Source organism: Brachybacterium sacelli (assembly GCF_017876545.1).
Classification (GTDB): Bacteria; Actinomycetota; Actinomycetes; order Actinomycetales; family Dermabacteraceae; genus Brachybacterium; species Brachybacterium sacelli.
Map to the genome: position 1 here is coordinate 1057641 of NZ_JAGIOD010000002.1, position 14406 is coordinate 1072046.

General features: G+C 70.3%; 10 protein-coding genes and 1 pseudogene. 8 read left to right on the forward strand and 3 right to left on the reverse strand.

The window, feature by feature from the left end; translation table 11 throughout:
- Window positions 1-134: 134 nt before the first annotated feature.
- The 5 genes from lysA (at window position 135) to rho (ending at window position 7413) form a co-directional block, all read left to right on the forward strand.
- Entirely contained in the window at window positions 135-1547 is a 1413-nt protein-coding gene (gene lysA, locus JOF43_RS19170; RefSeq protein ID WP_209904720.1) for a diaminopimelate decarboxylase, read from the forward strand.
- 172 nt (window positions 1548-1719) lie between these two features.
- Window positions 1720-3069 carry a homoserine dehydrogenase gene (locus tag JOF43_RS19175; RefSeq protein ID WP_209904722.1) on the forward strand — a complete coding sequence of 450 codons (1350 nt, stop codon included), beginning with the start codon at window positions 1720-1722 and terminating at the stop codon, window positions 3067-3069.
- A gap of 4 nt (window positions 3070-3073) precedes the next feature.
- Entirely contained in the window at window positions 3074-4132 is a 1059-nt protein-coding gene (thrC, locus tag JOF43_RS19180) for a threonine synthase (protein ID WP_209904724.1), read from the forward strand.
- Window positions 4129-5043 (forward strand): homoserine kinase, encoded by a 915-nt coding sequence (gene thrB, locus JOF43_RS19185; protein WP_209904725.1) that lies wholly within the window; start codon window positions 4129-4131, stop codon window positions 5041-5043. Before thrC ends, thrB begins: the two co-directional genes overlap by 4 nt.
- A gap of 318 nt (window positions 5044-5361) precedes the next feature.
- Complete coding sequence (rho, locus tag JOF43_RS19190; protein WP_209904727.1) at window positions 5362-7413, forward strand: transcription termination factor Rho; 2052 nt, start codon at window positions 5362-5364, stop codon at window positions 7411-7413.
- A 130-nt stretch (window positions 7414-7543) separates the two neighbouring features.
- Here the strand turns inward: rho and JOF43_RS19195 are convergent, their stop codons facing one another.
- The 3 genes and pseudogenes from JOF43_RS19195 to JOF43_RS19210 all read right to left on the reverse strand — a co-directional run bounded on the left by JOF43_RS19195 (window position 7544) and on the right by JOF43_RS19210 (window position 10793).
- A complete protein-coding gene (locus tag JOF43_RS19195) occupies window positions 7544-8485 on the reverse strand; it encodes a carbohydrate ABC transporter permease (RefSeq protein WP_209904729.1) in 942 nt (313 codons plus the stop codon).
- Window positions 8482-9474 (reverse strand): carbohydrate ABC transporter permease, encoded by a 993-nt coding sequence (locus JOF43_RS19200; RefSeq protein WP_209904731.1) that lies wholly within the window; start codon window positions 9472-9474, stop codon window positions 8482-8484. Before JOF43_RS19200 ends, JOF43_RS19195 begins: the two co-directional genes overlap by 4 nt.
- A pseudogene (locus JOF43_RS19210) lies at window positions 9471-10793 on the reverse strand (ABC transporter substrate-binding protein). The gene JOF43_RS19200 and the pseudogene JOF43_RS19210 overlap by 4 nt, the downstream one beginning before the upstream one ends.
- Window positions 10794-11024: 231 nt before the next feature.
- Here JOF43_RS19210 and JOF43_RS19215 point away from each other — a divergent pair.
- From JOF43_RS19215 to rpmE, 3 genes are all read left to right on the forward strand, one after another.
- The gene (locus JOF43_RS19215) at window positions 11025-13037 is read left to right on the forward strand and encodes an aldo/keto reductase (protein WP_209904737.1); all 2013 of its coding nucleotides are present in this window, start codon (window positions 11025-11027) and stop codon (window positions 13035-13037) included.
- Complete coding sequence (locus JOF43_RS19220) at window positions 13034-14017, forward strand: LacI family DNA-binding transcriptional regulator (protein ID WP_209904739.1); 984 nt, start codon at window positions 13034-13036, stop codon at window positions 14015-14017. The genes JOF43_RS19215 and JOF43_RS19220 overlap by 4 nt, the downstream gene beginning before the upstream one ends.
- Window positions 14018-14149: 132 nt before the next feature.
- Window positions 14150-14362 carry a 50S ribosomal protein L31 gene (rpmE, locus tag JOF43_RS19225; RefSeq protein WP_209904741.1) on the forward strand — a complete coding sequence of 71 codons (213 nt, stop codon included), beginning with the start codon at window positions 14150-14152 and terminating at the stop codon, window positions 14360-14362.
- The last annotated feature ends 44 nt before the right edge of the window (window positions 14363-14406 follow it).

The window sequence follows — 14406 nt, forward strand, 5'->3', positions numbered from 1 at the left end:
GGCCCGGCCGCGGAGCGGACACCGCTGTGTCCCCGGTGCGCCGCCGTCTAGGGTCATGGGGCGTCGGCGCGCCCCACCCTCTCCGGGCGGTCGTCCTCGCGCCCTTCCCGCCGTACCCCACCCCAGGAGCAGACATGCGCGCCCATGAGGCCGGAGCCCTTCACGGCAACGACGCCGCCCCGACCTGGCTCCCGTATCCCGCCGACGTCAACATGTTGATACCCGGCCTGTGGTCCTCGACCACGCGTCGCGACGCCGACGGCGCGGTCGAGATCGGCGGTGTGGGGGTCCACCGCCTCGCGCAGGAGGTCGGCACCCCTGCCTTCGTGCTGGACGAGGACGACTTCCGCGCTCGCGCCCGGTCCTTCCGCGACGCCTTCGCCGAGGCGTTCCGTCCCCATGCCGGGGCGGACGTGTATTACGCCGGCAAGGCGTTCCTGTGCGGTGCGGTCGCGCGCTGGGTGGACGAGGACGGACTGGGCCTGGACGTGTGCACCGGAGGGGAGCTCGCCGTGGCGCTGCGCGCCGGCTTCCCGCCCGAGCGGATCGCCCTGCACGGCAACAACAAGTCCGACGCCGAGATTCGCCGCGCCCTCACCGCCGGGGTCGGCCGCCTGGTGATCGATTCCCTCGAGGAGATCGACCAGGTCGAGTCCCTCGCCGCTGAGCTCGGCGTGACCGCCTCCGTGATGCTGCGCGTGACCACCGGCGTCGAGGCGCACACCCACGAATTCATCGCGACCGCGCACGAGGATCAGAAATTCGGGCTCTCCCTCTCCGGCGACGTCGCTCTCGAGGGGGTGCGACGGGTCCTCGCGGCCCCGCACCTGGACCTGGCGGGACTGCACTCCCACATCGGTTCGCAGATCTTCGACACCGGCGGCTTCGAGGTCGCGGCCCGCCGTGTGCTCGACCTGGTCGCCCAGGTCAGGGACGAGCTCGGCCACAGGATCGAGCAGCTCGACCTGGGCGGCGGCTTCGGCGTCATGTACAACACCCAGCACACCCCGGCGACGCCCGAGGCCCTCGCCAGCGGTATCGCCGCCATCGTCGAGAAGCAGTGCCACGAGCTCGAGCTCGAGGTCCCGCACGTCTCCTTCGAGCCCGGCCGCGCGATCGCGGGCCCCTCGACGCAGACCCTGTACTCCGTCGGCTCCGTCAAGGACGTGCGGCTGGGCGGCCCCCATCACCGCGTCTACGTCTCGGTGGACGGCGGCATGAGCGACAACATCCGCACCGCCCTGTACGACGCGGACTACTCGTGCCTGCTGACCGGCCGGGTCTCCGACGCCGCTCCCGAGGTGGTGCGCGTGGTCGGCAAGCACTGCGAGAGCGGGGACATCGTGGTCAAGGACGAGTACCTGCCCGCCGACGTCCGGCGCGGGGACCTCGTCTCCGTGCCCGTCACCGGGGCCTACTGCTACTCGCTGGCCTCCAACTACAACCACGTCCCGCGCCCTCCGGTGGTCTCGGTCAAGGACGGCGAGATCCGCACCCTGATCCGCCGGGAGACGGAGGAGGACCTGCTGGGCCTGGACCTGGGGTGAGAGCGCCGCGGGCGCCGAGTACGCCCGGTGCCCGCGGCGAGGTCCTCTCGGACCCGCCGCTCACCCTCGTCGCAAACGTTCATGGACGGTCACGGACGGGACCTGCCCTCGGATACAGTGCGAGGGCCCGACCTGCCATCCCGTCGGACCGTGTGGAAGGACCATCTCGCACATGTCACTGACCTCTCCCGGCACCCCGCCGCCCCCGCAGCCCCCGGCGCTGCGTGTCGCCGTCCTCGGGGCCGGCACCGTCGGCACCGAGGTGCTGCGCCTCATCGCCCAGCAGCGTGGGGACCTCGCCCACCGCATCGGCGCCGACCTCGAGGTGGTCGGCATCGCGGTGCGGGACCTGACCCGGGACCGCGGTGAGCACGCCGGCGCCGAGCTGCTCACCGAGGACGCCTCGGAGCTGGTGCGGACGGCGGATCTCGTCATCGAGGTGATGGGCGGGATCGAACCGGCCCGCTCCCTGCTGCTGGACGCCATGGCGCACGGCGCGAGCGTCGTCACCGCGAACAAGGCCCTGCTCGCGCAGGACGGCGCCTCCCTGTACGAGGCCGCCGACATCCACGGCGTGGACCTCTACTTCGAGGCCGCGGTCGCCGGCGCGATCCCGCTGGTCAGGCCCGTGCGGGAGTCGCTCGCCGGAGATCGCATCCAGCGGGTCCTGGGAATCGTCAACGGCACCACCAACTACGTCCTCGATGCCATGACCCGCACCGGGGCGAGCTTCGACGCGGCCCTGGCCTCGGCGCAGGAGCTCGGTTTCGCCGAGGCCGATCCCACGGCCGATGTGCAGGGGCACGACGCCGCGGCGAAGGCCTCGATCCTGGCCTCCCTCGCGTTCCATTCACGGGTGCGGCTCTCGGACGTGCACTGCGAGGGAATCACCGAGGTCTCCCCGCTGGACATCGCCGCCGCTGCTCGCATGGGCCGCACCATCAAGCTGCTCTCGATCGTCGAGCGCGTCCAGGACGATCTGGGGGAGCGGATCTCCGCCCGCGTCTATCCGGCGCTGCTGCCCGACGAGCATCCGCTGGCCTCCGTCTCCGAGGCCTACAACGCCGTCTTCATCGAGGCCGACGCCGCCGGCTCGCTGATGTTCTACGGGCAGGGCGCCGGCGGAGCACCGACGGCCTCCGCGATCCTCGGCGACGTGGTCTCAGCCGCTCGTCAGCGCGTGCGCGGCGGCGTCGGGCCGCGCGAGTCGCGATACGCGGAGCTGGAGCAGGTTCCGCTGGACGACCTGCGCAACGCCTTCTACGTCTCGCTCACGGTCCAGGACCGTCCCGGCGTGCTCGCCGAGATCGCCGGCACCCTCTCGGGGAACGGGATCTCCATCTCGACGATCCACCAGGAGCTGCTCGAGAAGCCCGAGGGAGAGGGCGAGCAGGCCCTCGCCCACATCGGGATCAGCACGCACCGGGCGCTGGAGTCGGCGATGACCGCCTCGCTGGACCTGTTCTCCTCGACCTCCACGGTGCTCAGCATCGATTCCGTCCTGCGCATCGAAGGAGTCTGAAACCATGGCACACCAGTGGCGCGGCGTCCTCGCCGAGTACCGCGAGCAGCTGCCCTTCGCCGAGGGCGACACCCTGCTCAGCCTCGGGGAGGGCGGGACCCCGCTCGTCCCCGCCCCCGCCCTGTCCGCGCGCGTCGGAGCCGAGGTCCACGTCAAGGTCGAGGGCCAGAACCCGACCGGCTCCTTCAAGGACCGCGGCATGGTCTCGGCCATGTCGCGTGCCCTGAACGACGGGGCCACCGCGGTGGTCTGCGCCTCGACGGGCAACACCAGCGCCTCGGCCGCCGCCTATGCGACCGCCGCCGGACTGACCTGCGCGGTCCTGCTGCCGCAGGGCAAGATCGCCGCCGGAAAGCTCGCTCAGGCCGTCGTCCACGGCGCCCAGCTGATCCAGGTCGAGGGGAACTTCGACGACTGCCTCGAGATCGCCCGCAAGCTCGACGCCGAGCACCCGGTCGAGCTGGTGAACTCGCTGAACCCCTACCGCCTGCAGGGCCAGAAGACCGCGGCCTTCGAGGTGAGCGACGCCCTGGGCAGGGCCCCGGACATCCACGTCCTGCCCGTCGGCAACGCCGGCAACATCTCTGCCTACTGGATGGGCTACCGCGAGTACCACGAGGCGGGACTGACCGATTCGCTGCCGGCCATGTGGGGGTTCCAGGCCGCCGGCGCCGCGCCCTTCGTCGCCGGCCACCCGATCAGCGATCCCGAGACGGTCGCGACCGCGATCCGCATCGGTGCCCCGGCCTCCTGGAGCCTCGCCGTCGAAGCCCGCGACGGCTCCGGCGGTCTCATCGATGCCGTGTCCGACCAGCAGATCCTCGATGCCCAGCGGCTGCTCGCCGCCGAGGTCGGCGTCTTCGTCGAGCCCGCCTCCGCCGCCGGGGTGGCCGGCCTCCTGCAGCAGTCCGAGCGCGGGCAGGTCCCGGCCGGGGCCACCATCGCGGTCACGGTGACCGGCAACGGGCTCAAGGACATCGACACCGCCCTGTCCCAGCGCGACCTCACGCCCACCGTGATCCCGATCGACATCGCCGCCGCCGCGGAGGTCATCGGCCTGTGAGGATCCAGCACACGCACGTCTCCGTGCGGGTCCCGGCGACCTCCGCGAACCTCGGGCCCGGTTTCGACACGCTCGGGCTCGCGCTCGAGCTGTGCGACGACCTCGAGCTCGAGGCCACCACCGGCGGCGTCGAGGTGCTCGCCGAGGGAGAGGGCGCCGAGACGGTGCCGGCGGGGGAGGAGCACCTGGTGGTGCGCGCCCTGCGCCGCGGACTCGACCACGCCGGCGCGCCCCAGGTGGGGGTGCGCCTGCGCACCGTGAATCGGATCCCGCACGGCCGGGGGCTCGGCTCGAGCGCAGCCGCGACGGTCGCCGGTCTGCTGCTCGCCCGTGGCCTGCTCTCCGAGCCGGGGGCGCTCGACGACGCCGACGTGCTGCAGCTGGCGTGCGAGTTCGAGGGTCACCCCGACAACGCCGCTCCCGCCCTGCTGGGCGGAGTGGTGCTGTCCTGGATGAACGCGGGCCGGGCCCGTGCGGTGCCGCTCGCCCATGCCCCCGCGGTGCTCGATCCGCTGGTGCTGCTGCCCTCGAGCACCCTGTCCACCGACCGCGCCCGGGGACTGCTGCCGAGCGAGGTCCCGCATGCCGACGCCGTGTTCAACGCTTCCCGCGCCGGGTTGCTGGTGCATGCACTCTCCGCGGATCCCGAGCTGCTGATGGAGGCCACCGAGGATCGGCTGCACCAGGACCACCGCGCACCGGGCATGCCGCAGAGCGTGGAGCTGATGCGGGTGCTGCGCCAGGAGGGGCATGCCGCGGTGATCTCGGGAGCCGGCCCCTCCGTGCTCGTGCTCGCGGGACGGCGGGCGGAGGTGGCACCGCTCGTGCGCCGCGTGGTCGCCGACCCCGCGACGTGGCGGATCGCGCAGGTGGCGCTGCGGGAGTCCGGCAGTGCCCCTGTGGTAGGTTGAGCATGCGTCCAGGCGGCATCGTCCGATGGCGAGCACTGCAGCAGTTCGTGCGTGCAGTGTTCCGTGTCCCGATGCATCTCCCTGATCAGCGTCCCGCATGACCCTGCGCTCCGCGCACGTCGTGCCGAGCAGGCCCGTGCAGAGACGCCGACGCACCCCGAAGCACACCAGCAGGTCGACCACCGGTGCCCTGCACCGTGTCGACACCTCTGCTCGGACGAGCCGTTGTTGCACCTGGACCTTCGTCCCCTTGCCCCGCAGCGGCACCCCAGACCAGAACTGAATCGGCAACGACCGGTTCGACAGGAAGGAACCCGGGTGAACGACACCACCTCCGGCGCGGATCTCGCGGCCAAGAAGCTCCCCGAGCTGCAGGCCATCGCGGCCGGGCTCGGCATCAAGGGCGCGCGCCGTCTGCGCAAGGGCGAGCTGATCGAAGCGATCCGCGGGGGCGGCTCGCCCTCGGCCTCCGCCTCCTCCGGCGCCCCGCAGCAGCGCAGCGCCCGTACCTCCGCGGCCGCTCCCCGCGAGGACGCGGCGCCGGCGGCGTCCGCACCGCCGGCCCCCGTCGAGGAGCCGGCTCCGCAGGCCGACGCCGAGGGCGCCTCCTCGCGCGGACGGTCCCGCTCTCGCAGCCGAGACCAGCGTGACCAGGGCGAGGAGAACGCCCCGGAGCTCGGCATCGAGCTGCCCGACCGCGGCGACGGCGGTCGTGAGGACGCGGACCGCTCGCGAGATGCCCGTCGCGACGAGTCCCGTCGTGACGACCCGCGCCGCGACGAGTCCGGTCGTGACGGCTCCCGTCGTGACGACTCGCGCCGTCAGGAGGACGGCCGTGAGGACCGTCGTGGGAACCAGCAGGGCGGGAATCAGGGCGGCGGGAACCAGCGTCGTCGCCTCGAGGACATCGAGCTGCCCGACCGCTCGGGCGAGGACGACGAGGACCAGGACCGCTCGGGCGACCGCGATGACGACCGTCGGGGCCGCTCCCGCAATCGCAACCGCTCCCGTGATCGCAAGCGTCGCGGACGTGGCGGACAGAACGATCAGGGTGGCCAGCAGGGCGGCAACCAGGGAGGCCAGCAGGGCGGTACCCAGGGCAACCAGGGCACTCGGAATGATCAGCAGGACGATTCCGGGGTGCGTGACGGCGACGAGCTGATGGCGATCGCCGGCATCCTGGACATCCGTGACAACAACGCCTACGTCCGCACCACCGGATACCTGCCCGGCCCCAGCGACGTCTTCGTCACCATGAACCAGGTCAAGCGCCACGGCCTGCGTAAGGGTGACGCCATCACCGGCCAGGTGAAGGCCCCGCGCGAGGGCGAGGAGCACCGCGTCGAGCAGCCGCAGCAGCACGGCGGCGGCCGTAACCGCCGCGGCAAGGGCGGTGGCGGTGGCAACCAGGGCAAGTACGCCGCGCTGGTGCAGGTCGACTCCGTCAACGGCATGCCGATGGAGCGGGTGCGCTCGCGCGTCGACTTCGGCAAGCTCACCCCGCTGTACCCGGACGAGCGCCTGCGCCTGGAGACCGCTCCGAACGCTGTCGCCCCCCGGGTGATCGACCTCGTGTCGCCGATCGGCAAGGGTCAGCGCGGTCTGATCGTCTCGCCCCCGAAGGCCGGTAAGACGATCATCATGCAGCAGATCGCCAATGCGATCACCACGAACAACCCCGAGGTCCACCTCATGGTGGTGCTGGTCGATGAGCGGCCCGAAGAGGTCACCGACATGCAGCGCACGGTCAAGGGCGAGGTCATCGCCTCGACCTTCGACCGCCCGGCCTCCGACCACACGATCGTGGCCGAGCTCGCGATCGAGCGTGCCAAGCGCCTGGTGGAGATGGGCCGCGACGTGGTCGTGCTGCTGGATTCCCTGACCCGCCTCTCGCGCGCCTACAACCTCGCCGCACCGGCCTCCGGCCGTATCCTCTCCGGCGGTGTGGACGCCTCGGCGCTGTACCCGCCCAAGCGGTTCTTCGGCGCGGCCCGCAACATCGAGCACGGCGGTTCGCTGACCATCCTCGCCTCCGCCCTGGTGGAGACCGGGTCGAAGATGGACGAGGTCATCTTCGAGGAGTTCAAGGGCACCGGCAACATGGAACTGCGCCTGGCCCGCAGCCTCGCGGAGAAGCGCATCTTCCCGGCCGTGGACGTCAACGCCTCGAGCACCCGCCGCGAGGAGGAGCTCATGGGCAAGGACGAGCTGGCCATCATGTGGAAGCTCCGCCGCGTGCTCGGCTCGCTCGAGCAGCAGCAGGCTCTCGAACTCCTTCTGGAGCGCACCAAGAAGACCCAGTCGAACACCGAGTTCCTCATGACGGTCCAGAAGAACACCCCGAGCGTGAACGGTCGCAACAGCGACTGAGCGCACTGCGCACGACGACGGGGCGTCTCCCAGCAGGGAGGCGCCCCGTCGTCGTGCGGGCCGGATCAGCTCAGATTTCTCGGGTCGATCTCCTGCCGCTCGTGCCTCGCAACACGGCGCAGCATGTCGATCACCCTTTGATGGCGCCGGCGGCGATGTTCGCGATGAAGTGTCGTGAACCGATGATGAACACGCCGATCAGCGGTACCACGCTGATCAGGGCACCCGCCATCACCATCCCGTAGTCAGTCAGGTACAGCGAGTTGAGGTTCTGCAGCGAGGTCTGCAGGGTCTGCCGCTGCGGGTCGACCAGCACGATGAGCGGCCAGACGTAGTCGTTCCACGCGGTGATGAAGGTGAAGATGCCCAGGAACGCGAGGCCGCCGCGCAGCAGCGGCACCCCGACCCGCCAGTAGGTCGTGAAGAAGCCGGCACCGTCGATGCGGGCGGACTCGATGAGCTCATCGGGGACCGATCCCGCGGCGATCTGACGCAGCAGGAAGATCCCGAAGGCGTTGGCCGCGCCGGGGACGATGAGCGCCTGCAGTGTGCCGACCCATCCCAGCTCGGACATCAGGATGAAGCTCGGCACCAGGGAGAGGCTGCCGGGCACCAGCATCGTGGCGATGAGCAGGATGAACAGCGGCTTCTTCCCGGGGAAGTTGAACTTCGCGAAGGCGAACGCCGCCAGGGAGTCGAAGAACATCACCAGCACCGCGCACGAGGTGGAGACGATGATCGTGTTCACCAGCGCCTGCAGGAGATCGACGCTCTGGACGACGGTGCGCACGTTCTCCACGAAGCTGCTGCCGAAGGTCAGCTTCGGCGGGTAGCCGAAGATCTCCGCGGTGGTCGAGGTGGACATGACGATCAGCCAATAGAACGGGAAGATCGACAGGATCACGCCGATGATCACGCACAGGTGGGGCACCGCGCGGGCCAGACGTCCGCGGGCGACGTAGTGCCGGCTCGGCGGCCTGCTGCCCCCGGAGCCGGATCCGGCGCCGGAGGTCGGATCGATACCGGCCGTCGCGTCGCCGCCGGGACGGGGAACAGGTGAGAGGGCGGTCATCGGCGTGCCTCCTTCGTCCGTGAGCTGCGCCGCGGCGCGTCGTCCCCGCGCCCGGAGACCAGGCGCCAGTTGATGATCGAGAAGACAGCGGCGATGAGGAACAGGGCCCAGGCGATCGCGGAACCGTACCCGAAGTCGAACTGGGTGAAGGCCTGGTTGTACTGGTAGAGCACGATGGTCATCCCGGCCTCGCCGGCGCCGCCGCTGTCGCCGAGCAGCACCTGCGGCTCGGTGAACAGGCTGAGCCCGCCGATGGTCGAGGTGATCACCGTGAACAGGATGATCGGTCGCATCATGGGTATCGTGACCCGGAAGAACACCTGCCACAGGCTCGCGCCGTCGACCTTCGCCGCGTCATAGAGGTCCGTCGGGATCGACTGCAGACCGGCGAGATAGATGATCGCGTTGTAGCCGGTGAAGCGCCAGATCACCATGATCGCTATGGTCACCTTGATCCCCCACGGGCTGGAGAGCCAGGGGACGGAATCGAGGCCCACTGCGGTGAGGGCGGAGTTGATCAGGCCGAAGGTGTCCGAGAAGACCGAGCCGAACACGATCGCCATCGCCACCATGGAGGTGACGTTGGGAAGGAAGAACGCGACCCGGTAGAACTTCGTGAAGCGGATGTTCTGATGCAGCAGGAACGCGATCACCATCGCCAGGAAGAGCATCGGGATCGTGGACAGGAACCAGATGATGAAGGTGTTCCCGACGGCGTTCCAGAAGCGTCCGTCGGAGAGCAGGAACTGGTACTGGGCGAGCCCGACGAAGGACATGTCGCCCATCCCGTCCCAATCCGTGAAGGACAGCACAATGGAGAACAGGATGGGGAACAGCCCGAATACGGCGAACAGCAGGTAGAAGGGCGAGATCGCCACGTACAGCGGCAGAGCGCGACGCAGGGTGCGCCTCCGTCGGGCGCGCGGGTTGTGCGGGTCGCGCGGATCCTGCGGGGCGACGCCGGATCGGACCGGGGCGGCCGTGGTCATGACTCCACTCCTCGCTTGGTGAGCACCTTCTCCGCCTGGGTGAGGGCGTCCTCCCAGGCCGCTTCCGGATCCTTGCCCGAGGTCTCGACGTTGGTGATCTCGAGGGTGAAGGTGCCGCTGATGACGGTCTCCCAGGTGCTGATGAACGACGTGGGGACGGATTCGGCGGCGGTGGAGAAGAACTCCAGCGGATCCTGGCCCCCGTAGAACTCCCCGGAATAGTCGAGCTGGTCGAAGGAGGCGGGGGTCGAGGGGAACAGCTGCACGTCCTCGTAGGCGGCGGCCTGGTTCGCGGGCGAGGTGATCCAGGTGAGGAAGGCGATCGCAGCCTCGGGATCCTTGCAGGTGTGGGGGAGCGCGGCGAAGGAGCCGCCGTTGTTGCCGGGGCGGACCGGCTGGGAGGCGAGACGCCAGGCACCGGCGGTGTCGGGTGCGGACTCCTCGAGCACCTGGGCCTACCAGGCCGCGCCGATGTTCCCTGCGGTGCGACCGCTGGCCCAGGCCGCGTTCTGATCGGTGGTGCGGTCACGGGGGATCTTCGCCGTGACGCCCGCCCGTATGGCGGCGACGGCGGTGTCCCAGGCCTGGCGGACCGCGCTGTCGGGCTTCGAGTAGAGCGCTGTGTCGTCGGTGTCGAAGTAGCGCTCCGGGCTCGCGTTCAGGAATCCCTCGTAGACGGTCTGCGCATCGTTGACCAGGAAGGAGTCGGCGGCCTCCCTGAGCTCCGCGCCGAGCGCGACCCAGTCGTGCCAGGTGGTGATCGCCGCCGAGACCTCCTCGGGAGTGTTCGGCAGTCCGGCCCGTTCGAAGACGTCCTGCCGGTAGAAGAAGCCGGTCGGCCCGATGTCCAGCGGGAAGAAGCAGAACCGGCCCGATGGGGTGGTACCCAGGTCCCACTTCCAGGCGTAGAAGTCCTCCTCGACGGCGCCGGCGCCCAGCTCCTCCAGGTCGAGGAAGAGATCCTCGTTGGTGAAGTACAGGGCGTTGTTGGAGTTGATGTAGGTGATGTCGGGGATGTACGCGTTGCCGGCCAGACTGGTGCGCAGCTTGGTGTCGAAGGTCGTCCCGATGACGTCGGCGCGCAGGTGGCGGTCGGTGCTCGGGATCTGCTCGGAGGCCTGCTGCAGGAGCGCCGGGCTGGCGGAGCGATCCCAGTACCACAGGACCAGCTCCTCCGGGTCCTCGGAGATGCTCGGATCGGAGCCGCACCCGGCGAGCCCCAGCGGCAGCAGACCGGCTCCGAGCAGCAGGGACCGCCGGGACGGACGGGCCGGCGGTGGAGTACTTCGGTGTGGACGACGTGCGAGCGCTGCGCTCATACGCACCCTCCTCGTTGAGTGGCGGACTAGACCCGTGAACGTTCACGAGTGACGCAGATCATGTCAGCGCGATACATTCCCGTCAACGGTCGGTCTCCCGCGAGGACCGAGAGCGTGCGCTCCGGTCGAGAGGGATATGCGCTTGTGGGGCGAGGTCGATCGGGATAACGTGGAGGCTCGTGAACGTTCACGCCCCTGTCTCACACGATCTCGAAGGACGACGACGCCTCCATGAGCACCACCTCCTCCTCGTTCCGCTGGGCCGTTCTCGGCCCCGGCTCCATCGCCCGCCGCTTCGCCTCGCAGCTGCCGGATTCCCAGGACGGCGTCCTGGTCGCGGTGGGCAGCTCCTCCCCCGAGCGCGCCGCGGCGTTCGCCGAGGAGTTCCCCCTCTCCGGCCCCGCGCTGCTCGGCAGCTATGACGAGGTGCTCGGCTCCGACGAGGTCGACGCCGTCTACATCTCGACCGTCCACACTGCTCACGCCCGGCTCGCCGCCGCCGCCCTCGAGGCCGGGAAGCATGTCCTCTGCGAGAAGCCGCTGACCCCGAACGCCGGCACCACCATGGCGCTGACGGACCTCGCCCAGCGCAGCGGGAAGGTCCTGCTCGAGGCCTACATGTACCGTTTCCATCCGCAGACGGTGCGGGTGCTGGAGCTGGTGGGTGAGGGAGCCATCGGCGAGGTCACCCACGTCGATGCGTCCTTCGCCTTCGACACCGGCGGTCGCAGTGGGCGCCTGTTCGACACGGCGACCGCGGGCGGCGGCATCCTCGACGTCGGCTGCTACCCGATGTCCTTCGCGCGCTTCGTCGCAGGAGCGGCCCAGGGGAGCACCTGCGCCGATCCGATCGAGGTGCGCGGCAGCGGCACCCTGGGAGCGACCGGGGTCGACGAATGGGCCACCGCCGAGGTCACCCTGCCCGGAGGAATCACCGCGAGCCTGCGCACCGGCGTGCGACTGGCTGATCCGCAGTCCGCCACCATCACCGGCACGCGCGGTGTGATCCGCCTGGCCGACCCGTGGGGTCTCGGTCCGGAGCAGGTCATCGAGCTCGACGTGGTCGGCGAGGAGCGTCGCCGTCTCGAGATCCCCGCCGCCTCCGCCTATGCGCTCGAGGCCGACGCCCTGGCCCTCGCCGCGCGCGAGGGTGGCGTCGTCCCCGAGCTCACCGGCGAGAACTCCCTCGGACAGGCGCGCGCCCTGGACCAGTGGCGCGAGCAGATCGGTCTGCGCTACCCCTTCGAGGCCGACGACGCGGACATTCCCACCCTGACCGGGGAACCCCTCGCCGCCGGCAGCGTCCAGCTCGGACCGGCCATGGCCTACGGCACGCTCCCGGGACTCGACAAGAAGGTCTCGCGCCTGGTGATGGGCTGCGACAACCAGATGAACCTGGCGCACGCCTCGGCGATCTTCGACGCCTTCTACGAGATCGGCGGCACCACGTTCGACACCGCCTACATCTACGGCGGCGGATACGTCGAGAAGCTGTTCGGCACCTGGGTCCAGAACCGCGGAGTGCGCGAGGACGTCGTCGTCATCACCAAGGGCGCCCACACCCCGCACTGCGATCCGGAGTCGATCACGCGCCAGCTCGAGGAGTCCCTGGAGCGACAGGGCACCGAGTACGCGGACCTGTACATGATGCACCGCGACAACCCGGACGTCCCGGTCGGCGAGTTCGTCGACGTCATGGACGAGCACCTGCGAGCGGGCCGCATCAGCGCCTACGGCGGGTCGAACTGGACGCCCGCACGGGTGGACGAGGCCAATGAGTACGCCCGCGCGAACGGTCGCACCGGCTTCACGATCCTCTCCAACCACTTCGGCCTCGCCGAGGCGCTCGACGTGCCGTGGGCCGGCTGCGTCCACGCCACCGACCCCGACTCCAAGGCGTGGCTCGAGGAGCGCGGGCTCGCGCTGTTGCCGTGGTCCTCGCAGGCCCGCGGCTTCTTCACCGGCCGCGCCCACCCCGAGGACCGCTCGGACGCGGAGCTCGTGCGGTGCTACTACAGCGACGAGAACTTCGAGCGCCTGGCCAGGGCCCGCGCCCTTGGTGAGGAGCACGGTGTCCCCGCGACCGCGATCGCGCTGGCCTTCGTGCTGCATCAGAAGTTCCCGACCTTCCCCCTGTTCGGGCCGCGCAGCATCGCCGAGATGCGCTCCTCGACGCTGGGCCTGGGAGTCACGCTGACCGAGAGCGACCTCGCCTGGCTGGACCTCAAGGCCGAGACCCGGTGAGTTCCCAGGGGCGCCGGTCGACGATCATCGACGTCGCGGCGCGGGCCGGGGTCTCCCGACAGACGGTCTCGCGCGCGATGAACGACATGTCCGGCATCAGCACCGCCACCCGCGAGCGGGTGCTCGAGGCGGCCCGCGAGCTGAGCTACCGCCCCTCCCGCTTCGGACGCGGACTGGTCGAACAAGGGCCGATCACCCTCGGGCTCGTGGTGATGGACCTGTCCAACGCGTACTTCGCGGAGCTCGGGGCCGCGGTGGTCAGGGCCTGCGCCCCGTACGGCTGGAACGTGGTGCTCGCCGAGGCGGACAACGCACCGCATCCCGAACAGGTCGCCGGACCGTTGGCCCGGCGGGTCGACGCGATCGTCGGCTACGGCGTGCAGACAGCCGGTATCCGGGGCACCGGAGGCATGCCCGTGGTTGCGCTGGGCGATTCCACGGAGCAGATCGATGCGGTCGGTGTCGTCGAGCTGGCCATCGCCGAGGCCATGAGCGACCTCACGGAGCACCTGCGGGCCGCCGGTGTCGCCCGGCCCGTCGTGCTCGACCTGGCCGGTGAGACGCCCAGCCCCCGGGCGGTGGCGCTGGCCGGGGCCCTCGCTCCGCTGGCGGCGGACGGCGAGGTGCCGATCCACGGGGTCGACGGCCGTACCGGACATCGTGAGGTGCTCGAGACGCTCCTCGAGAACGGCGCCGACGCGATCGTCGCGTTCAACGACGAGCTCGCGGTGCGTGTGCTGCGTGCGCTCCGGCTGCTCGGCGTCGACGTGCCGGGGCAGGTCCGCCTGGTCGGCGTGGACGGACTGGAGATCGCCTCTCTCGTCACCCCGGAGCTGACCACGCTGAGCGTGGACATCGAGGCGATCGCCCGGGAGACGGTCGCACTGGTGGCCCAGATGCTCGAGGAGGAGGCCCCGCTGAGCGGCCGGGGCGCGCACCGCGTCGTGCCCTACCGGCTCGAGGTCCGCGCCTCGACCTGAGTGGCGCGCGATGTTGCGCACGCAGCACCCGGATCCCTCGCCTGTGAGGCAGGGGTCGTGGCAGACTATGACGTCGGTTCTGGTTCACGGCGCCCGCCGGGCGCCGACCCAGCGACCCCGAGAAGGAGAGACATGAAGGCTGAGATCCACCCCCAGTACGTCGAGACCCAGGTGACCTGCACCTGTGGCAACTCGTTCACCACGCGCAGCACGAAGGGCGACGGCAACATCAAGGCCGAGGTCTGCTCCGCGTGCCACCCGTTCTACACCGGCAAGCAGAAGATCCTCGACACCGGCGGCCGCGTGGCCCGCTTCGAGGCCCGCTACGGCAAGAAGAGCTCCTGATCCCCGAGCGCTGGGAGATCGGGCCGATGGCCCGCGCCTGATCG